This is a genomic window from Streptomyces sp. NPDC058284, from assembly GCF_042881135.1.
Taxonomy (GTDB): Bacteria; Actinomycetota; Actinomycetes; order Streptomycetales; family Streptomycetaceae; genus Streptomyces.
Map to the genome: position 1 here is coordinate 1 of NZ_JBHVYE010000008.1, position 21,225 is coordinate 21,225.

Consider the following 21,225-nt stretch of genomic DNA (forward strand, 5'->3'; position numbering starts at 1 on the left):
CTTCGGTGTTTCTTTTTGTTCTTCGTTCTTGCGTTTCCGACTCTATCAGACTCTTTCGTGTCCGACTTCCTCGGTGCCTTTCCGGTTCCCGCTCCGGCCTTTCGGCTTTCGCGTTTCCCTTTCCGGCGGTTCCGACTCTATCAGATCCTTTCGGGCCTGACTCCCAGTCGAAGTGGGGTTGTCTTCCCGGCTGTTGGGCCGTTCCGACGTCTCAAACTCTAGCGGGTTTTCCCGGCGACTCATAATCGAGTCTTGGAATTGAATTCGGGCATGCCGAATGCGTTCCGTTGGGAGGTTGTGCAGAGTTTGGTTTGCCGCTTCGACAGCGGCGGAAGGTGCCGCCGCAGAACCGTTACGGCTCCGTGGCAACCCGAAGAACTCTACGGATCGGGCAGGTGGCTGTCAACCCCGCCCCGCGCGGCCCGACCGGTCCGCCGGCCACCGTCAGTCCAGGTCGCTGAGGCGGCCGCCGGCGTCCGGCTGGGCGTGCTCCACACGGCGTAGAAGACGAGTCAGTACCTCGCCCAGGACACCTCGCTCGTCCTGCGACAGATCCTGGAGGAGATCCTCCTCGAAGACCGTGGCCAGGCGCATCGCCTCCAGCCACTTCTCGCGGCCCTCAGCGGTCAGCTCGACGATCACGCGGACGCGGTTGGTCTCGTCGCGGTCCCGGGTGACCAGGCCCTCCGCCACCATGCGGTCGATGCGGTGGGTCATGGCGGCCGGGGTGAGGCCGAGTCCCTTGGCCAGCTCGCCGGGGCCCATTTGGTACGGGGCGCCGGAGAGGACGAGGGCTTTGAGGACCTCCCACTCGGCGTTGCTGATGCCGAGGGTCGCGGTCTGGCGCCCGTAGGCGACGTTCATGCGGCGGTTCAGGCGGCCGAGGGCCGAGACGATCTGCTCGACCTGGGGGTCGAGGTCCTGGAACTCCCGCTGATACGCGGCGATCTGTTCTTCAAGTGTCGGCTCGCTCGGGCCGGGGGTGTCACCCATGGCCGCAGTATGGCACGCCCCTACTTGGCATTGAAGTCCTTCAGTGTGTACTGTTTAGATCCTAACTTTAGCTTCGAAGTCTTCAGACCTCACTCCTAAGGCAGGTGAAAGTGACCAGGGCGATGGGCGCAGCGATGCGTCGTATTCAGGCAGGCAGCGCGCTGAGCGCGTTCGGCATCGGGTTCACGGTTCCGTTCCTCTACGTCTATGTGGCGCAGGTGAGGGATCTCGGGGCCAGTGCGGCGGGCATCGTGCTCGCCGCCTTCGCCATGGCCGCTCTGATCGTCCTGCCAGTCACCGGCCGCGTCATCGACCGGCGCGGCCCGCTGCCGGTGCTCGTCGGCGCGGCGGTCGTCGCCTCCGTGGGTGCGGTCGCGCTCGGTGTCGCGAGCAGCGAGCCGACGGCGATCCTCTCCGCGGCGCTGCTCGGCGCGGGCACGGCGGTCATGCAGCCTGCGCTGGCGACGATGATCGTCTGGTCGTCGACGCCGGCCACCCGGACGCGGTCCTTCGCGACGCAGTTCTTCCTGCAGAACCTGGGCCTCGGTATCGGTGGTCTCATCGGCGGCCAGATCGTCGACGAGAGCCGGGTCGGCAGCTTCACGCTGCTGTTCTCCATCGAGTCCGTGATGTTCCTGGTGCTCGCGGCCATCGCGCTGACCGTGCGGCTTCCGCACGCGCCGTCCTTCCAGGACTCGATGCCCAAGGACGCCTCCGCTCCCCGGGGCGGCATGCGGGCGCTCCTGCGGCACAAGGCCATGGTGCAGCTGTGCGTGCTCGGCTTCGTGATCTTCTTCGCCTGCTACGGGCAGTTCGAGTCGGGGCTCTCCGCGTACGGCGTGGAGGCCGCGGGCATCTCGGCCTCGACGCTCGGTATCGCGCTCGCCGCCAACACGGCCATGATCGTGATCGCGCAGTTCGCCGTCCTGAAGTGGGTCGAGCGCCGCAAGCGTTCCCGTGTGATCGCGTCCGTCGGTCTGATCTGGGCCTTCGCGTGGCTCCTCGCCGGGTACGCCGGGGTCGGGCACGGCAGCCAGGCGATGGCGACCGCCGCGTTCATCTCGACGTACGCGCTCTTCGGGCTCGGTGAGGCGATGCTGTCGCCGACCGTCGCGCCGCTGGTCGCGGATCTGGCGCCGGGCGGCATGGTCGGTCAGTACAACTCGGCCTTCGCCCTGGTGAAGCAGCTGGCCCTCGCGGTCGGTCCGGCCGTGGGCGGGCCGATGGGCGCCGCGCTGCACGTCCCGTACATCGTGACGTTCGTGCTCTTCTCGCTGGGCATCACGGTGCTCGCGGTGCGGCTCGGGCGCCGGCTCACCCCGGTGCAGAACCAGCCCTCGCTGGCCAAGAGCCCGGTGGTGGCGCAGGGCGGCCCGGCCGCCACCGCGCCCGCCACGGCCGACGCGTAGGCGTCACCGGTACGGCCGACGCTCTCAGAGCCTGTGTCACAGGGATATGACACAGGCTCTCAGTGCTGCTTCGGCAGCGCGAACTCGCACCAGACGGCCTTGCCGCCGCCCGGTGTGCGGCGCGAGCCCCAGTTCGACGCGATGGTGGCGACGATGGCGATGCCGCGTCCCGCCTCGTCGGCCGGTTCGGCGCGGCGGCGGCGCGGCAGGTGGTCGTCGCCGTCGGTCACCTCGATGATCAGCCGACGGTCGGTGCGGCGCAGTCGCAGGCGCATCGGCGGGGTGCCGTGCTGGAGGGAGTTGGCGACCAGTTCGCTGGCCGCGAGGACGCCCAGGTCGTGCAGTTCCGGTGAGAAGCGCCAGCTGGCGAGGACACCGGTGGCGAAGGCACGCGCGCGTGGAGCCGCTTCCACGCCGCCCAGCAGCTCCAGGGCGGCGTTTCTGAAGAGCTCGGCGTCCGAGCCGGTGCGGGCGGGGTGCTGGACGACCATGACGGCGACGTCGTCGTCGTGGTCGGCCGCCACCCCGAGGGCTCGGATCAGGCGGTCGCACACGACTTGGGGCGTGCCGGTGGCGCCTGCGAGGGCGCGCTCCAGGGAGGCCACTCCCTCGTCGATGTCCTCGCTGCGCCGCTCGACCAGGCCGTCCGTATAGAGGACGGCGGTGGAGCCGGGGCCGAGCGGGACGGAGCCCGAGGTGTGCAGCCAGCCGCCGGTGCCGAGCGGCGGGCCCGTGGGCTCCTCGGCGCGGTGGATCGTGCCGTTCTCGTCGCGTACGAGGATGGGCAGGTGGCCGGCCGATGCGTAGACCAGGCTTCCTTCGTTCGGGTCGTGCACCGCGTAGACACAGGTGGCGATCTGGCTGGCGTCGATCTCGGCGGCCAGGCCGTCCAGGAGCTGCAGGACCTCGTGCGGGGGCAGGTCGAGGCGGGCGTAGGCGCGTACGGCCGTGCGGAGCTGGCCCATGACGGCCGCCGCGCGTACGCCACGGCCCATCACGTCGCCGATGACGAGGGCGGTGCGGCCGCCGCCGAGGGTGATCACGTCGTACCAGTCGCCGCCGACCGCCGCCTCGGTGCCGCCCGGCTGGTAGGTGGCGGCGATGCGCAGGTCGTCGGGCTGCTCGAGCTCCTGGGGCAGGAGGGACTTCTGCAGGGTGACGGCCGTCTCGCGCTGGGCCCGCTCGCTGGTGCGCAGGCGCTCGGCGGCCTCGGCGTGGTCGGTGACGTCGGCGGCGAAGACGAGGACGCCGCCGCCTTCTTCGGGGCCCGCCGCGGAGCCGCCGAGCGGCAGTGTCACGGGGGTGCAGGTGAACGTGTACGAGCGGCCCGAGGGTGCCTTGCGGGACTTGACGGTGCGCGGCTTGGCGCTGCGCAGGACCTGGTCCAGGAGCGGCAGCAGGCTCAGCTCGTCCAGTTCGGGCAGGGCCACGCGCGCGGGCTCGCCGACGGGCCGGGGGCCAAAGGCGGTCACGTACGCGTCGTTGACGTATGCGATGCGGTGGTCGGCGCCGTGCACGAGGGCGACGAGGGCGGGGATGCGGTCGAGCACCTCGCGGGCCGGCAGTTCGTCGAGGCCGGCGAGGCCCGCGATGCCGGTGACGCCGTCGGCGCCGTCCGGGGTGCGTGTCTCCGCTTCGTCGGAGGGCCGCTCGGCGCGGGCGGCGGGGACGGAGCCGTCCCCGCGCGGTGCGGCGGCGACCGCCTGTTCGGTCCGCGCTGCTGCGCGGCGCTGCGTTCCGGGGAGCCGGGCGCTCCAGCGCGTGAAGTTCACTGCGGTAGGCCTCGTGGTGTCGCTTCTGGATCGGGAACGCTTCTGGATCGGGAACACAGCATGTCGAGAGCGGACGTCCCTGGTGTCGGCCTGACGGCCTGCCCATGGTCACACGAACAGTCTGACCGAGGGGACTGACATCCGTCAGACGCCGGTCCTGTGCGGTGAGTTCCTGATGTGGATCAGGGGGACCCCTTCGGGCGTTCGCCACCGGCCGCGAGTTCGAACTCCGCACGGGGGTGTTCGAGCGATCCGAGGGAGACGATCTCGCGTTTGAACAGGCCGGACAGGGTCCATTCGGCGAGCACACGGGACTTGCGGTTGACGGTCGGCACTCTGCTCAAGTGGTAGACGCGGTGCATGAACCAGGCAGGGTAGCCCTTCAGCTTGCGTCCGTAGACGTGCGCGACACCTTTGTGCAGTCCCAGGGAGGCCACGGAGCCCGCGTATTTGTGTGCGTACTCCTGGAGCGGCTTTCCGCGGAGGGACGCGGTGATGTTGTCGCCGAGGGTCCTGGCCTGGCGTACCGCGTGCTGGGCGTTGGGCGCGCACTCCTTGCCGGGTTCGCCGGCGGTGACGTCGGGGACGGCGGCCGCGTCTCCCGCCGCCCACGCGTGCGTGGCGCCGTCCACGGTCAGCTCCGCGGTGCACATGAGGCGGCCGCGTTCGTTCAGTGGCAGGTCCGACGCGGCGAGGACGGGGTGGGGTTTGACGCCGGCGGTCCACACGACGGTGCGGGTGGGGAAGCGGGAGCCGTCGCTGAGGACGGCCACCCGGTCCTCGCAGGAGTCGAGGCGGGTCTCCAGGCGTACGTCGATATTGCGCCGTCGCAGTTCGCGCACCGTGTAGCGGCCCATCTCCTCGCCGACTTCGGGCAGGATCCGGCCCGCCGCCTCGACGAGGATCCACTTCATGTCCTCGGCCTTGATGTTGCGGTAGTAGCGGGTGGCGTAGCGCGCCATGTCCTCCAGTTCGCCGAGCGCCTCGACTCCCGCGTAGCCGCCTCCTACGAAGACGAATGTCAGGGCGGCGTCGCGGATGGCGGGGTCGCGGGTGGAGGAGGCGATGTCCATCTGCTCGATGACGTGGTTGCGCAGGCCGATGGCCTCTTCGACGGTCTTGAAGCCGATGGCGTACTCGGCGAGGCCGGGGATGGGCAGCGTGCGCGCGATGGAGCCGGGGGCCAGCACGAGTTCGTCGTACGTGATCCGGGCGGCCCCGGTGCCTTCCTCCTCGGTGGCGAGGGTGGTGAAGGACGCGGTGCGCTTGGCGTGCTCGATGGACTCGACCTCGCCGATGACGATGCGGCACTTGTCGAGGACGCGGCGCAGCGGGACGACGACGTGGCGCGGTGAGATGTTCCCGGCCGCCGCTTCGGGCAGGAACGGCTGATACGTCATGTACGGGTCGGGGCTGATCACGACGATCTCGACCTCGCCCCGTGCGAGCTCCCGCTTCAGCTTTCTCTGGAGTCTCAGCGCGGTGTACATGCCGACGTAGCCGCCGCCGACGACGAGAATGCGCACACAGTCCGTGGAGGCGGGGTGGGTCCCGCCGGAGATCGCAGCCTTCACCATCCCATGACGCACCCGGCTTTGGAGTTTGTCCACAGGCCCGGCAATTTGTGTGACCGGGCAAGGTCTGTGCGAACGGCTCGGCGCGTGGCCGCCGGGCGGGGAAGGTGTGCAGGTCAGCGGAGGGGAGTTGGGTTCGGGGGTGGGCCGCGACAAGGCCGGAAAAGGCGCGTACTCCGATCGGGGGGCGTGCTGTGCGGAACCCGCCTCTTCTGAATTGACCCCCGCTCAACTATGTTCGTGGGACGTCGGGGTGTCGGGGGATGCGCTCGCCGGGCCGGAATTCCGGTTCGTGGAAGCGCCCGCCCCTCACACGTCGGTAGTCAATGACGGGGAGTGTCTCCGGGGGGAGACGTCATTACCGGGGGAACGTGTATGAGCATTCAGGAGACTCACTGGACTTCCGCCGGCATGACGGCAGCAGCCGTCGGCCCGGGTGGGAACGGACGTGACATGGGGGAAGGAGCGCGCACGACACCGCTGCGTGTCGACGCACAGCGCAATCTCGAGCATGTGCTCAGGGCGGCACGCGAAGTCTTCGGCGAGCTGGGCTACGGCGCGCCGATGGAGGACGTGGCGCGGCGCGCGCGGGTCGGCGTCGGCACTGTCTACCGACGCTTCCCGAGCAAGGACGTGCTGGTCAGGCGCATAGCCGAGGAGGAGACCTCTCGGCTGACCGACCAGGCGCGTGCGGCGCTCGGGCAGGAGGACGAGCCGTGGTCGGCGCTGTCGCGCTTCCTGCGGACGTCCGTGGCGTCGGGGGCGGGCCGGCTGCTGCCGCCGCAGGTGCTGCGGGTGAGCGTCGAGGACGGCGCGGCGGACGACGAGGCGCGGGTGCCGCAGCAGCGGCAGTCGGTCCCGGACTCTCCCGAGCTGCGTCTCGTGGAGCAGCGCCAGGCGCCGGCCGAGGAGTCGGTGTCGCTGGCTGACGACGCGGGGGCGGCGACGCTGCTCGACGTCGTCGGCCGGCTCGTGGAGCGGGCCCGTGCGGCGGGCGCGCTGCGGGCGGACGTGACGGTGTCGGACGTGCTGCTGGTGATAGCCACGGCGGCGCCCTCGCTGCCGGACGCGGCGCAGCAGGCGGCGGCCTCCTCGCGGCTGCTCGACATCCTGCTCGAAGGGCTGCGGTCGCGGCCCGCGTGACCGGACGGGCCGCGTCGGCGCTGCTCCCGTACGGCGGAAGGCTCAATACCGTGCTCGGGCGCGGTCGTTGAGCCTTCCCCGAATGGGTGAACGGTAGTGCTCCATTGCGGGGAATCACCCCGGACGGGTGGTTGCCTGTCATGACCGTCGGCCGTGGCGCGCCCCTGTGGCACTCTTTCCCGGTGGTCGGGTCTGAGTGTGCAACCGGGGGCGTTCCGCGATGAGTGTTGACGGTCGGGACGAGTCGTCCGGCGGCCTGGGCGAGGAGGCTCCCCCGGGCGGCTCCTCTACGGAGACCGGTGCGCCGCCCTCCCGGCAGGTGCCGCCCCAGGGCGGCCCTGGCGGTGGTACGGAGGCTTCGGCCGACGTGGACGGAGGTCCGGCGGGCGCCCCGGCCGAGCCCAGTGTGCCGCCGCAGCGTACGGGCGGGGCGGGCGCTCCGGTGCCCGGCTCCGGTGAGGGGGCGGTGGCCGACGCCGACCTGATCACCCGGATGCGCGGCGGCGACGACTCCGCGTACGAGGAGCTCTACCGCCGGCATGCCGAAGCCGTGCGCCGCTATGCCCGTACCTGCTGCCGTGACGCGCACACGGCCGACGACCTCACCGCCGAGGTGTTCGCCCGCATGCTGCAGGCGGTGCGGGGCGGCAGCGGGCCCGAGCACGCCGTCCGCGCGTACCTCCTGACCACGGTGCGCCGGGTCGCGGCGGGCTGGACGAAGTCGGCGAAGCGCGAGCAACTCGTCGATGACTTCGCGGTGTTCGCGGCGCAGGCGGCGCGCGGTGCCGAGGTGGCCGACGACGACACGCTGGACCTGGGCGCGGACGTCCGGGCGATGCACGAGGCCGAGCAGTCGATGGCCATGCAGGCCTTCCGGAGCCTGCCGGAACGCTGGCAGGCCGTGCTGTGGCACACGGAGGTCGAGGAGGAGTCCCCGAGCGACGTCGCCACGCTCTTCGGACTCGACGCGAACGGCACGCGCGTGCTCGCGAGCCGCGCCCGCGAGGGGCTGAAACAGGCCTATTTGCAGGCGCATGTGAGCGCGACGCTCACCGAGAGCGAGGAGTGTGCGCGCTACGCCGACCGGCTCGGCGCCTACGCCCGCGGCGGCCTGCGCACCCGTGCCGAGCGCGGGCTGCGCAAGCACCTGGAGGAGTGCGCCAAGTGCCGGCTGGCCGCGGGCCAGATCGAGGACGTCGCCAGCGGCATCCCCGCGGTGGTGCCGATCGCCGTCATCGGCTGGTTCGGTGCCGCCGGGTACGCGAAGGCCGTGGCGCTCATCGGCGGCGGTACCGCGGGAGCGGGCGCGGCGGGGGCCGCCGGTGCGGCTGCCGCGGGCGGTTCGTCCGGTGGTTCCGCCGCGGGTGGGGCCGCCGCGTCCGAGGGGCTCGGCGCGCCGGCGAAGGCCGGGATCGCGGCGAGTGTCGTCGTGGCGGCCGCGGTCGCCGCGGCGATCGCCCTGACCGGCGGGAGCGGCAAGCCGAAGGAGGATCCGCCGCCGAAGGCCAAGGAGCCCGCGGTGTCCGAGTCGATCGTGCCGCAGAAGCCGCCGCCCCCGAAGGCGAAGCCGATCCCGCCGCCCCCCGCGCCGAAGCCGAAGCCGAAACCCACGCCCACCCACGCTCCCCCGCCGAAGCCGGAGCCTCCCGCCAAGGAGAAGCCCGAGCCGGAGCCGCCCCCGCCACCGGCCCCGAAGCCCACGCCGAAACCACCGAAGCCGACCCCGAAGCCGCCGCCCCCACCACCCCCGGCCCCCCGGGTCTACCAGTGGAACGAGCTGAAGTACGGCCTCGTGGGCGACGGCACCAAGCCCGAGATGCGGCTCGCCGGGAGCAGCTGGGTGTGGCAGCGCTGGGGCCTCGCGGTCGGCGGCAAGCGGTACTCCCACGGCGTGACCGTGCACGGCAGGTCCTCCGTCACGATCGACCTGAACCGCAGCTGCTCCACGTACGACGCGGTCGTCGGTGTCGACGACATGACGATGGGCCTCGGCAAGGTGCGCTTCTCCGTGTACGGGGACGGGGCGCGGCTGTGGCAGTCCCCGCTGGTCAAGGGTGGTGACCCGGCGGTGCCCCTGCATGTGGGCATCGCCGGACGCAAGACGGTCAGGCTCGTCGTCGACCCGTACACGCCATTCGACGCGACGGCCCTCGCGGACTGGGCGCAGTCGCGGATGACCTGCCGCTAGATGTATTGGCCTAGGCGTCTGTCGGGCCCATTGTCTCCGCGAGCGCCTCGGCCGCCACGGCGAGTACGTCCTCGGGCGTCAGCATGCTGCCCGCGGCGCGCTCCCGCTCGTACCCTTCCGGGCCGAGCGCGGCGAGGGCCTCGCGCTCCGCGCGCTCGGCCTCCGCGGCCTCCGGCATGGCGCGGGCGAGTCCGTTGCGCAGGGACATGGCGGCGGCGAGCACCCGGGCCGCACACGCGTGGTGGCCGAGGTCGCCGAGGAACACGGCGGTGCTGTCGATCAAGGAGGCGAGGATCGACTCGGAGCAGCGTGCCGTCAGGGCCGCGCCCAGCGCCTCGGTGAGCAGCGGCAGTGCCTCGGCCGGTCCCGACTCGGCCGCGACGATGCCGGCCCGCAGCCCCCCGAGGGCGGCTTCGAACTGCGGGGGCGGTGAGCCGTACGCGGACTCGCGACGCGCCTCCTCCCACAAGGCCCTGGCCCCGGCGGTGTTCCCCTCGTCCAGCAGCATCATCGCCCGCAGCAGCCGTACGAAGGCGCGCGAATCCGTCACTCCGGACCGGTCGGCCTCCCGGCTCGCCTCGTCGAGCACCTTGGACGCGACGGCCCGGTCGCCCTGGCGGTAGGAGATCTCGGCGACCCGGGCGAGCAGGAACGGCGCCTCGGCGTACGCCCCCACCTCGTAGGCCAGGCGCAGCGCCTCCTCGTACTCGGCGCGGGCGTCCTCGTAGTTGCTGCGGGCCATGGCCGCCTCGCCCGCCGCGCTGCACACCTGCGCGCGCATCCAGCGGTCGCCGACGCGGCGGCTCAGCTCCCGCAGCTCGGCCAGGTCCTCGTCGACACCCGAGAGGTTGCCGGGCATGTCGACGGCCATGTGGGTGCGGAACATGAGGATGACGCCGAGGTCCCAGTCGCCGCCGTACCTGCGGCAGTTCTCGACCGTCCGGTTCAGCGGGACCTTGGCGTCCTCGTGGGTGCCGCCGGTGAAGAAGATCGAGAACGGCCAGATGAGGCCGGGGAAGCGGGCGGACTCGGGGCCCGGCCGCATGAACGCGCTGCGCAGCGCGGTGATGTACTCGTCGTCGCCCCAGCCGGCGTCCTGGCCCGGCCCCTCGGGCCCCCGCACGGGCCTGGACTCCGCGACCAGGAACAGGTGGAGTATCCGGAGGTTCATCCACGGCCAGTAGAGCGGATCGTCCTCGTCGGGCAGGCCGTCCGGGGCGAGTGCCACGACGCGGCCCATCCAGTCGGCGCCCTCGCCGCGGTAGTTGCGCAGCCACCAGAACCAGCCCGTGTGCAGCACCATCCTGATCGCAGCCGCCGCGTCACCGGACTCGATGAGACGCTGCAGGGCCGCCCGGATGTTGTCGAGCTCGGTCTCCAGGCGGGTGATCCACGGCAGTTGCTCGGCCGAGCGGATCAGGGGGTCGGCCCGTGCGACGAGGTCGGCGAAGAACGCCGAGTGGCGGTCGGTGGCCGCGGCGAGCAGCTCCGGGGTCTCGGCGGAGCGCTCACTGGCGTACTCGTGGATGGTCTCCAGGAGGCGGTAGCGCATACCGGTGTCGCCGGGTCCCGCGGCCGGGACGGCCACGACCAGGGACTTGTCGACCAGGGCGCCGATCAGGTCGGTGGCCGGTGCGGTGCAGACCGCTTCCGCCGCCTGAAGGTCCCAGCTGCCGGCGAAGACGGACACCTCGCGCAGCACGGTCCGCTCGGCCTCGTCGAGGAGTTCCCAGGACCAGTCGACGACGGCCCGCAGGGTCTGCTGGCGGGGCAGTACCGTGCGGCTGCCGCTGGTCAGGAGGCGGAAGCGGTCGTCGAGACGGTCGGCGATCTGGCGCGGGGTGAGCAACCTGAGGCGGGCGGCGGCCAGTTCGATGGCGAGCGGCAGGCCGTCCAGACGGCGGCAGATCTCCGCGACGGCCGCCGCGTCCTCCTCGGGGTCGAAGCCGGCCCGCACCGCCGCGGCCCGCTCGGCGAACAGGCGGTGCGCCGGGTCGGGCGGGAGCGGCTCCACGGGGCGCACCGATTCGCCCGGCACGCCCAGGGGTTCGCGGCTGGTGGCGAGGATGGTGAGGCCCGGGCAGTGCGTGAGGAGGGTCTCGGCGAGCTCGGCGGCGGCGCCGATGACGTGTTCGCAGTTGTCAAGGAGCAGGAGCAGGCTGCGCGAGGCGCAGTACTCGACGAGCAGGGCGACCGGGTCGTCCTGCGGCGCGGTCAGTTCGCTGGTCATCAGTACGGTCTCGCGCAGGTCGAGCGCACTGACGACAGCGCCGGGCACCGCCTTGGGATGGTCGAGCGGGGCGAGCTCGGCCAGCCATGCCTGTGGATGCCCGGCGGCGGCTTCCTCGGCGAGGCGGGTCTTGCCGGAGCCGCCCGGTCCGGTGAGGGTGACGAGGCGGGCCCTGCGCAAGTCCGAACGGATGGCGGCGAGTTCTGGTTCCCGGCCGACGAAGGACGTCAAGCGGGCGCGGATGTTCCCGTTCCGCTCGGCGGGGGCGGAGCGGTCGGGGTGCGGGGAGCGGCCGGGTTGCGGGGAGGGCTCGATGGGCGTCGGCTGACCGGCGCGGCTTGGCGGTTCGGCGGGGGCGGTCGGGTCGGCGGGGGACGGCTGCTCCGTGCGGGGCAGTTGCGCGTGGTGTGCCGCTGGACCGCCGGTGGCGGCCGATCGTTCGCCGGAGGCTGCCTGGCCGATGCGGCCCGCTTGGCCGATGGAGCCTGCCGGGCTGGTGCGGTCCGCTGGGCCGGTGCGGTCCGCTGGGCCGGTGCGGTCCGCTGGGCCCGTGCGGTCCGCTGGACCCGCACCAGAACCAGAACCAGAACCGGGACCGGGACCGGGACCGGGACCGGGACCGGGACCGGGACCGGGACCAGAACCGGCGAGCAACTGCGCGTGCAGCGCCCGGAGTTCCGGGCCGGGGTCGGTGCCGAGGCCGTCGGCGAGCGCGCGGCGCGCCTCCTCGTAGGCGGCGAGCGCGTCGGCCCCGCGTCCGGTATCGCGCAGGGCGCGGATCAGCAGGGCGCGCAAGGTTTCGTCGTACGGCTGGACGGCGGTCAGCTCCCGCAGTTCCGGTACGACGTCGGGGGCGCGGCCGAGGAGCAGGTCCGCCTCGATCCGCGCGCGGACGGCCTCGGCGCGCAGGGCCTCGGGGCGTGCCGAGGCGCTGTGGTCGGAGAGATCGGCGAGGGCGGGGCCGCGCCACAGGGCGAGCGCTTCGCGCAGGGTGCGGGCGGCGGACGCCGGGTCGTCGCGGTCCAGGGCCGCCCTGCCCTCGCGCGCGAGCCGCTCGAAACGGTGCAGGTCCACGTCCTCGGGGGCGACAGCGAGGCGGTAGCCACCGGGGGCCGACACGACGGCGTCCTTGCCGAGGGCGCGGCGCAGGCGCCCGACGAGTGCCTGGAGGGCGGCGGGGGCGTCGGCCGGCGGGTCGTCCGCCCAGACCTCGTCGATGAGGGTGGCGACGGCGGCCGTGCGGTTCGCGTGGAGCGCGAGGGCCGCGAGCAGGGCGCGCAGGCGCTGGCCCCCTACAGGCAGGGGGGCGCCTTGGTCGTCGTACGCCTCGGTGGCGCCCAGAATTCTGTACCGCACCTCGTCATTCTCCCCGGTGGAGTGCGCGGGGGCGCGGGCTTTCTTCCGGGTGCGCGTCACCGGGGACGGCGGCGGCTTCCGGAGTGTGGCGCTCCGGTGGCGGCGTACGTCCCCTCCACCCCGCCGCCCGCTCTCTCCGACCCGCCGGGCCCGCTCTCTCCGACCCGCCCGTCCGACCTACCCGGTCGACCCGGCCGAGGCCCCGTTCAGAGCGCCGACGCCCCGCTGGACGGCCGACGCCCCGCCCCTAGAGCACCCCGCTGCGGAACCACGCTCCCCGTAGGGACGGCTCGTTGCCGTGCTGGAGTGCCGGTCCAGCACGTTCCTCTTCGCGACAGCAGCCGCCGCAGCCACAGTTCGGTGGATACCAGGTCGGCGAGGCCGTCCAGCGGAAGTGGTTCTCCTTCGGCTGCCGAGCGCAGGGCCTTGCGGACGACGCGGGCCTCGACCAGGCCGGCTTGAGCGAGCAGCGGGGTGTCGAAGAGGGCGATCAGGTCGTCCACCGCCACGCGGAGGCCGGTGCGGACGGCGGCCTCCTTCGACGCGTGGGACGGCGCGCCCCAGCCGGGCGGCAGTTCGGTGACCCCGGCGCCCTCCAGGACGGTGCGCAGGATCGCGGCCCGCGCCCCGGGCCGGACCCGCAGGGCTTCGGGGAGGGCGCGGCAGGCGCGGACGACCTGGTTGTCCAGGAAGGGCGCGTGCAGGCGCTGGAAGCGCACCTCTGCGGCCTGTTCCAGGACGCGCAGGTCCGCCGCGTGCCGGGCGAGGGACGCCCGCGCGCGGAACTCGCCCGGGCGCTGGCCGGGCCCGCCCCCGCGCAGCGTCGTGTCGTGGAGGCGAACCGATACTTCAGCGAGGGCCTCACCGGTCAGCCAGCGCGCGGCGGGGCCCGGCCTTGCCCACGCGAGAGCGGCGAGCGACGCCCCCACGGCCCCGCCCGGTTCGTCGAAGCGGCGGCGCAGCAGCTGGTCGGCGAGCGACTCGACGCCCGCGCGGTGCGGCATGCGGGCCAGCTTGCGCGCGGCGCCGTACACGCGCGCGGGGACCAGCACCGAGCCGTCGGCCTTCGCGAGGGCCGCCACGGGGCGCACGAGGTGGCGCCGCTTGCGGTCCATCAGGAGGTCGGCGAGGCGGGCCGGGTGGGCGTCGAGGACCTGCCGGGCGCCGTGGCCCGTGAAGTGGTCGGCGCTGCCCGATGAGAGCCGCGCGCGGTGGCGCTGGGCGGAGACGAGGACGGCGCTCGGCTCGTCCGTCAGGGGGCCGTCGAGGTCGGCGTAGGGCAGGGCGTCCTCGCCCGCGGCGACGACGACGTGGTGCAGGCGGGGGTTGGCGGCGATGGCGCCGGCCCGCTCCAGTTCGGCCTCGCGGCCGTTGACGGCCAGGTCGTTGAAGGTGACGGCGAGCAGCCGCTCCCCCGCGCCCGTGCCGTGCCCGAGGACGGTGCCGGGCATCCCGGGCAGGCCGGCGGCGAGGAGGGCGAGGGTTCCCGATGCAGGTCCTCCGGAGAGGTCGGCTCCGATGCCGGGCACCGGCATGCCGCGGGCCGCGCGCCGTTCGGCGGGCCCCATGCCGGGCACGGGGCCGGGGTCGACGCCCGTGCCGGGTACGTGGCGCGGGGCGGTGAGGCGGGTGCGTACCGCCTCGACGAGGGCGTCCCTGACGCCGTCCACCGCACTGTCGGGGTCGCCGGGGGGAGTCGCGACGGCCAGCGAGGCCACGGGTTCGTACCCGGCGATCTCCCGTGCGCCCGCGCGCAGGATCAGCGCGTGCCCCGGTGGCACGCGCCGCACACCCTGGTACGGGGTGGAGTCGTGCAGCGCCTCGGGGACGTCGGGGGCGGCGAGCAGCGCCGCGAGGTGGCCGATGTCCAGGTGGGCCTCGATGAGGTCGGCCAGCGGCAGCGCGGCCGTCGCATAGGCCGTCCCCCCTGCCCAGGGGGTGTAGAAGACGGGGCGGGCGCCCGCGAGGTCACCCGCGATCATGACGCGGCGGCCGACCTGGACGACCGCCGTGTAACTGCCGGGCCAGGCCGTCAGGTGACGCAGGGCGCCGCCGCGGGCGGCGAGGAGACCGACCCGCAGTTCGTCGTCGTCGGCTCCGCAGGTGCCGAGCACCGCGATGCGGGCCTGCTCGTCGACGGTCACTGTGCGTACTTCGTCGGCGCGCCAGTCGCCCACCGCCCAGAGCGGGTCCGGGTCGCCCCACAGGAGCTGGGAGCCGACCGGGTGCACGGTCTCGCCGTCCGCGCCGGTGGCACCGGCAGAGCCCAGGGCCGAGGACCTCGCGGTGGTACTGCTCCACCCCACCAACCACCGCATCGCTGCCTCCACAGGCTGTGGACGAACCGTCGGCGTATCGCCGTCGGCACGGCCGACCGAGCGCACCGAAGAACTACCGGAGAACTGGGGACCCATGCTGCCACGAAGGAGGCGCGCGGGAAGGGCTGCGGAGGCCCTCTCGGGCCAGTGAATGCACCTTGGGCGTGCGGTAGTTGAAGGGCCGAACGACAGCATGCTTCTTACGAGGACGCCGGGGAGACCTCGGGCAGGCCCCGGGGAGACCTCGTACAGGACCCGTGGGGAGACCTCGTACAGGACCCGGGAAGACCTCGGTCCGGCCCCGGCGCGCCGCGCGAAGGCCTCGCGCCCGTGGCGCGTGTGACGGGCGCGAGCGCACCCCGCAGCCCGCCCGTGGGCAAAATGCCCGTTTGCATACACGGGCGCTTTTCGGCCAAATCGGCCTGGGATGCGCCCGGAACGGAACCGTTCGACGGCAATCCACAGCCCGGGAGGCGGCGTTCGCCCCCCGGACCGGTCCGCCGCCCGCGGGGATGAAGGCGGCGGTGTCCCCCAGCCCACTGACTCCAGCGCAGCGGGCCGACCCACGCACCGCCAATGGAAGCGCTCCCCCAGTGGCCGGAGAAGAGCGCACACACGGGCGCACGGCCACACAACCGGAGCACGCCGAGGCATGGACGCACTTCCGTACGGGCAACAATCTCGCCATCCGGAACTGCGCCTCTTAACGCTTGGGATGCGGCGAACTACGCTGTGTGTGCTGATGTTTTCGCGGAGGCATATACCTGGAGGATCGGCCAAACGCTCTTGCGGCCGCCATTCCGGCCACTGCGCGCGGGGCCCGGGGCGCGACCGCCCGGACCGCGGTGCGCGGAGGGTCCGGCCATGGCGCACGTGGCGCATGCCACGGCGCTCACGGCCGGTTCACGGCCACGGGTGCCACTGCCCCCGGGGGAACCCAGCACGAATGCCGTGCGGTCCAGCCACCGCCCGGCAGCCGTCTGTGTCGAGGGGTGGCGCATGTCCAGGGAGCAACGCGGGCCGAACGAAAAGCTCGGCACCGTTCTCGCCCTCGCGGGAATCAGCAATGCGGGACTCGCCCGCCGGGTCAACGACCTCGGCGCACAACGCGGGTTGACGCTCCGTTACGACAAGACATCGGTGGCCCGCTGGGTGTCCAAGGGCATGGTGCCGCAGGGCGCCGCGCCCCACCTGATCGCGGCGGCCATCGGACAGAAGCTCGGCCGCCCGGTGCCGCTGCACGAGATCGGCCTCGCGGACGCCGACCCCGCGCCCGAGGTGGGCCTCGCCTTCCCGCGCGACGTGGGGGCGGCGGTGAAGTCCGCGACCGAGCTGTACCGCCTCGATCTGGCGGGCCGCAGGGCGGGCGGCGGCATCTGGCAGTCGCTGGCCGGCTCCTTCGCCGTCAGCGCCTACGCGACGCCCGCGTCGCGCTGGCTGATAACCCCGGCCGACAGCTCCGTCGCCCGCGACGTGTCGCCCGAGGTGGCACGCGACGTCGCGCACCCCGAGGACGGCGCGCCGATGAAGGTCGGTCACAGCGACGTACTGAAGCTGCGGGAGGCCGCCGAGGACGCGCGCCGCTGGGACTCCAAGTACGGGGGCGGCGACTGGCGTTCCTCGATGGTCCCCGAGTGCCTGCGGGTCGAGGCGGCGCCACTGCTGCTCGGCTCGTACTCCGACGAGGTCGGCCGCGCGCTCTTCGGGGCGTCGGCCGAGCTGACGCGCCTGGCCGGCTGGATGGCCTTCGACACGGGCCAGCAGGAGGCGGCCCAGCGCTACTACATCCAGGCGCTGCGGCTCGCCCGCGCGGCGGCGGACGTACCCCTTGGGGGGTACGTCCTTGCTTCCATGTCCCTCCAGGCGACGTACCGCGGCTTCGGGGACGAGGGCGTCGACCTCGCACAGGCCGCCCTGGAGCGGAACAGGGGCCTTGCCACCGCCCGCACCATGAGCTTCTTCCGCCTCGTCGAGGCGCGGGCCCACGCGCGTGCCAACGACGCGCAGGCCGCGGGGGCGGCGCTGCGGGCCGCCGAGGGGTGGCTGGAGCGGTCCCGGGACGGCGACCACGACCCCAGCTGGCTCGGCTTCTACTCCTACGACCGCTTCGCCGCCGACGCCGCCGAGTGCTACCGCGACCTGAAGGCGCCGCGGCAGGTCCGGCGCTTCACCGAGCAGGCGCTGTCCCGCCCCACCGAGGAGTTCGTGCGCTCGCACGGATTACGCCTCGTGGTGTCGGCGGTCGCCGAGCTGGAGTCCGGCAACCTCGACGCGGCGTGCGAGCAGGGCACGCGGGCGCTCGAGGTCGCCGGGCGGATCTCCTCCGCGCGGACCACGGAGTACGTGAAGGACCTGCTGCACCGTCTGGAGCCGTACGGGGACGAGCCACGGGTGGTGGAGCTCCGCGAGCGGGCACGGCCGCTGCTGATGGCTCCGGCGTAGCCGGCGGGCGGATTCCGGGGTGGCCCGGGGGGCGGCACCGTCGCGTCCGGCATCGTCATGGCGGGCGGGTGGGTGAACGCGGGGGTGGCCCCGTGTGAACCGCCGCGGAGCGGCGGAGAAGGATCCGGCGCCCGAGGTTTGGCGGCGTTGTCAGTGGCGCAGGGCAGTATCTGTGGTGGGAGGTGAGGCGCGGTGAAGAAGGTCGCGTACGACTGCGACGTACTGGTGATCGGCGGCGGGATCGTCGGTCTGGCGACGGCGTATGCCCTCACGCGCACCGCCCCCGGCACCAGGGTCACGGTCCTGGAGAAGGAGCACGGACCCGCCCGCCACCAGACGGGCCGCAACAGCGGCGTGATCCACAGCGGGATCTACTACCGTCCGGGCTCGCTCAAGGCGAGGTACGCGGTCCGCGGCGCCGCCGAGATGATCAAGTTCTGCGCGGAGTACGACATCGCGCACGAGGTCACCGGCAAGCTGATCGTCGCCACCGAGCGCGCGGAGCTCCCTCGCCTGCACGGCCTCGTCCAGCGCGGCAGGGAGAACGGCATTCCGGTCCGGGAGCTCGGCCCCGCCCAGATCGCCGAGTACGAACCGGAGGTCCGCGGCCTGGCCGCCATCCACGTGGGCACGACCGGGATCTGCGACTACAGCGCGGTGGCGGCGCACCTGGCGGACGCCTCCGGAGCCGACATCCGCTACGGCGCGGGCGGCGAGGTCACCCGCATCGACCGCCGCCCCGACCGCGGTGTGGCGGTCGCCACCGCCGACGGCACGGTCGTCCGCGGCAAGGTCCTGGTGAACTGCGCGGGACTGCACTGCGACGAGGTCGCGCGGCTCACCGGCGACGACCCGGGCATGCGGATCGTCCCGTTCCGCGGCGAGTACTTCGATCTCGTCCGCCCCGAGCTGGTGCGCGGCCTCGTCTACCCCGTGCCCGACCCGGCCTTCCCCTTCCTCGGCGTGCACCTCACCCGGGGCATCGGCGGCGGCGTCCACGTGGGACCGAACGCGGTCCCCGCGCTGGCCAGGGAGGGGTACGACTGGTCGGTCATCCACCCCCGCGAGCTCGCGGGGACCCTCGGCTGGCCCGGCTCCTGGCACATAGCGCGCCGCCACTGGCGGTACGGGGCGGGTGAGCTGCGCCGTTCGGCGTCCAAGTCCGCGTTCACCGAAGCGGTGCGCAGGCTGCTGCCCGCGGTGGGGCCGGACGATCTGGTGCCCGCGCCCGCCGGTGTCCGGGCCCAGGCGGTCCTGCGGGACGGCACGCTGGTCGACGACTTCCTGATACGCGAGGGCGCGCGCACGGTGCACGTACTGAACGCGCCGTCCCCCGCCGCCACCGCCTCCCTCCCCATCGGCAGGGAGGTCGCCCGCCGGGCGCTGGGCGCGTTGCGCGCCGCGGGCTGAGCGACCACCCTGGCCAGGCACAGGCAGCCGGGGAGCGGACAGGCAGCCGGGGAGCGGACCCGGCTCGTGCAGCGGCTCCCGCAGCCGCTCCCGCAACGGCTCGTGCGCCCCCGCCCTCCGCCACCCCGTAAAATCGCCGCACTGTGTCTGACTCACCCCACACCCCCGAAACCCCGTCGCCGGACGCTGTCCGTGCCCCGCACGCGGGTGGCCGTCCGCAGGCTCCGGCCCGGTTTCCCGGAGGGCCGTCGCCCGACCCCGCGGGGTCGCACCACGAGCGGCGGATCCGGAGTTTCCAGCCCCGGCGCAGCCGGGTGACCGCCAGCCAGGAGGACGCCCTGCGCCGGCTCTGGCCCACGTGGGGACTGGACATCGACGGCCTGCGCACGCTGGATCTCGCCGAGCTCTTCGGCGACGGCGAGACCCCCTCCGGCAAGCCCGTCGTCCTGGAGATCGGCTTCGGCATGGGCGAGGCCACCGCGAAGATGGCCGCCGCCGACCCGGACACCGGCATCCTCGCCGTCGACGTGCACACCCCCGGCCAGGGCAACCTCCTCGCCCTCGCCGAGCGGAACGGCCTGAGCAACGTCCGGGTGGCCAACGGCGACGCGATCATCCTGCTCCGCGAGATGCTCGCGCCCGCGTCCCTCGACGGCCTTCGCGTCTACTTCCCCGACCCCTGGCCCAAGGCCCGCCACCACAAGCGCCGCCTGATCCAGCCGGAGTTCCTGACGCTGGCCGCGCCCTCCCTCAAGCCCGGCGCGCTGCTGCACTGCGCGACCGACTGGGAGCCGTACGCCGAGCAGATGCTGGAGGTGCTCACCGCGCACCCCGACTTCGAGAACACCCAGGCCGACGGCGGGTACGCGCCGCGCCCCGCCTTCCGCCCCCTCACCCGCTTCGAGGGCCAGGGCCTCGACAAGGGCCACGTCGTCCACGACCTGCTGTTCCGCCGAGTCGCCCCGGCCCAGGGCTGAGGCACCGTCGCGGCCCGTCCCGTCCCTCGTTAGGGTCAACGGCGTGGCCACCGTTTCCCCGTATCCGATACCCCCCGAGGCGCCCGCCCCGGGGGCGCTGCGCCGCGTCCGCTGGTGGCAGCGGCGCGCGATACGCGTGGCCGCGCTCGTCACGCTGCTCGCCCTCTCGGGCCTGGTGATCCTCGCCCTGGTCAGGGAGCAGACCGGCACCGAGGGCTTCCTGGTCGGGCTCGGTCTCGCGACCGTGCCCGTGCCGCTGCTCGTCGCCGCCTTCCGCTGGCTGGACCGGGTGCAGCCGGGGCCCTGGCGGAACCTCCTCTTCTCCTTCTCCTGGGGAGCCTGCGCCGCCGCCCTCATAGCGATCGTCGCGAACAGCTTCGCGATCCGCTGGATAGCCACCGCCACCGCCGACCCCACCAGCGCCGACACCCTCGGCGCGACCGTCATCGCCCCGATCGTCGAGGAGAGCGCGAAGGCGGCGGCCGTCCTGCTCGTCTTCCTCTTCCGCAGACGCGACTTCACTGGGATCGTCGACGGCGTCGTCATAGCCGGGGTGACCGCGACCGGCTTCGCGTTCACCGAGAACATCCTCTATCTGGGCAACGCCTTCGTCACCGACCAGCTCAGCCGCGAAAGCGGCCTCGCCTCGGTGACGGCCGCGACCTTCTTCGTACGCGTCGTCATGTCGCCGTTCGCGCATCCGCTGTTCACGGTCCTGACCGGCATCGGCTTCGGCCTCGCCGCGTTCGCCGCCGAGCACCGGCGCCTGCGCCGCGCGCTGCTCCCGCTCGCCGGGCTGCTGCTCGCGATGGGCATGCACGCGCTGTGGAACGGCTCGGCGGTCTTCGGGCAGTACGGCTTCTTCACCGTGTACGCGGCCTTCATGCTCCCGGCGTTCGGGCTGCTGACCTGGCTGGCGATCTGGACCCGGCAGCGCGAACTGCGCACGATCCGGGCGGAGCTGCCCGGGTACGCCGCGGCCGGCTGGCTGACCCCGCCCGAGCCGTACGCGCTCGGCTCGATGCGCGCCCGCTCGCTGGCCCGCGACTACGCCTCGTACACCTGGGGCAAGGCCGCGGCCCGCACGGTCGCCGAGTACGAGACGTACGCGACGTCGCTCGCGCTCCTGCGCCACCGGGGCCGGCGCGGCCGGGCCGGGGCCGACTTCGTCGTACGCGAGCGTGAGCTGCTCGACAAGCTCTGGGAGCGCCGTGAGCCGGCCCGCCCCGCCCTCGCGTACGCGGCCCGCGCGACACTGCCGGTGCCGGTGATGCTCCCCGTGCCGTACGCGGCGTACGGGCACCTTCCGCCCGGCCTGCCCCCGTACCAGCCGCAGCCGCAGCCCTACCCGGCCTACGGCTACGGCTACGGCTACCCGACGGCGTACGACAATCCGTACCGCCGCCCCTGAGA

Annotated in this window: 12 protein-coding genes; 7 read left to right on the forward strand and 5 right to left on the reverse strand. The window is 73.2% G+C overall.

Annotation, left to right across the window (positions count from 1 at the left end; translation table 11 throughout):
- Positions 1 to 444: 444 nt before the first annotated feature.
- Positions 445 to 993 (reverse strand): MarR family winged helix-turn-helix transcriptional regulator, encoded by a 549-nt coding sequence (locus ACFVYR_RS13585; protein ID WP_384256139.1) that lies wholly within the window; start codon positions 991 to 993, stop codon positions 445 to 447.
- A 122-nt stretch (positions 994 to 1,115) separates the two neighbouring features.
- Between ACFVYR_RS13585 and ACFVYR_RS13590 the strand changes: the two genes are divergently transcribed.
- Positions 1,116 to 2,402 carry an MFS transporter gene (locus ACFVYR_RS13590; protein ID WP_384256137.1) on the forward strand — a complete coding sequence of 429 codons (1,287 nt, stop codon included), beginning with the start codon at positions 1,116 to 1,118 and terminating at the stop codon, positions 2,400 to 2,402.
- Between the two features lie 59 nt (positions 2,403 to 2,461).
- Here ACFVYR_RS13590 and ACFVYR_RS13595 read toward each other — a convergent pair whose 3' ends face one another.
- Together ACFVYR_RS13595 and ACFVYR_RS13600 are read right to left on the reverse strand one after the other, a co-directional pair.
- Positions 2,462 to 4,174 carry a SpoIIE family protein phosphatase gene (locus ACFVYR_RS13595; protein WP_384256134.1) on the reverse strand — a complete coding sequence of 571 codons (1,713 nt, stop codon included), beginning with the start codon at positions 4,172 to 4,174 and terminating at the stop codon, positions 2,462 to 2,464.
- 182 nt (positions 4,175 to 4,356) lie between these two features.
- Positions 4,357 to 5,751 (reverse strand): NAD(P)/FAD-dependent oxidoreductase, encoded by a 1,395-nt coding sequence (locus ACFVYR_RS13600; RefSeq protein WP_384256132.1) that lies wholly within the window; start codon positions 5,749 to 5,751, stop codon positions 4,357 to 4,359.
- Between the two features lie 372 nt (positions 5,752 to 6,123).
- Here ACFVYR_RS13600 and ACFVYR_RS13605 point away from each other — a divergent pair, with 372 nt between their 5' ends.
- Positions 6,124 to 6,891, forward strand: coding sequence for a TetR/AcrR family transcriptional regulator (locus ACFVYR_RS13605; protein ID WP_384256130.1), 768 nt, complete (start codon positions 6,124 to 6,126; stop codon positions 6,889 to 6,891).
- A 220-nt stretch (positions 6,892 to 7,111) separates the two neighbouring features.
- Positions 7,112 to 9,079 (forward strand): sigma-70 family RNA polymerase sigma factor, encoded by a 1,968-nt coding sequence (locus tag ACFVYR_RS13610; RefSeq protein WP_384256127.1) that lies wholly within the window; start codon positions 7,112 to 7,114, stop codon positions 9,077 to 9,079.
- 10 nt (positions 9,080 to 9,089) lie between these two features.
- Here ACFVYR_RS13610 and ACFVYR_RS13615 read toward each other — a convergent pair whose 3' ends face one another.
- Together ACFVYR_RS13615 and ACFVYR_RS13620 are read right to left on the reverse strand one after the other, a co-directional pair.
- Complete coding sequence (locus tag ACFVYR_RS13615; protein WP_384256125.1) at positions 9,090 to 12,665, reverse strand: BTAD domain-containing putative transcriptional regulator; 3,576 nt, start codon at positions 12,663 to 12,665, stop codon at positions 9,090 to 9,092.
- Positions 12,666 to 12,871: 206 nt separating this feature from the next.
- Complete coding sequence (locus tag ACFVYR_RS13620; protein ID WP_384256123.1) at positions 12,872 to 14,983, reverse strand: asparagine synthase-related protein; 2,112 nt, start codon at positions 14,981 to 14,983, stop codon at positions 12,872 to 12,874.
- A gap of 999 nt (positions 14,984 to 15,982) precedes the next feature.
- Here ACFVYR_RS13620 and ACFVYR_RS13625 point away from each other — a divergent pair.
- The 4 genes from ACFVYR_RS13625 to ACFVYR_RS13640 all read left to right on the forward strand — a co-directional run bounded on the left by ACFVYR_RS13625 (position 15,983) and on the right by ACFVYR_RS13640 (position 21,223).
- Complete coding sequence (locus ACFVYR_RS13625; protein WP_384256120.1) at positions 15,983 to 17,425, forward strand: MFS transporter; 1,443 nt, start codon at positions 15,983 to 15,985, stop codon at positions 17,423 to 17,425.
- Positions 17,426 to 17,617: 192 nt separating this feature from the next.
- A complete protein-coding gene (gene lhgO, locus ACFVYR_RS13630; protein ID WP_384256118.1) occupies positions 17,618 to 18,835 on the forward strand; it encodes an L-2-hydroxyglutarate oxidase in 1,218 nt (405 codons plus the stop codon).
- 143 nt (positions 18,836 to 18,978) lie between these two features.
- Positions 18,979 to 19,812, forward strand: a complete 834-nt coding sequence (gene trmB, locus ACFVYR_RS13635) for a tRNA (guanosine(46)-N7)-methyltransferase TrmB (protein WP_384256116.1) — start codon at positions 18,979 to 18,981, stop codon at positions 19,810 to 19,812.
- A 43-nt stretch (positions 19,813 to 19,855) separates the two neighbouring features.
- A complete protein-coding gene (locus ACFVYR_RS13640; RefSeq protein WP_384256113.1) occupies positions 19,856 to 21,223 on the forward strand; it encodes a PrsW family intramembrane metalloprotease in 1,368 nt (455 codons plus the stop codon).
- The last annotated feature ends 2 nt before the right edge of the window (positions 21,224 to 21,225 follow it).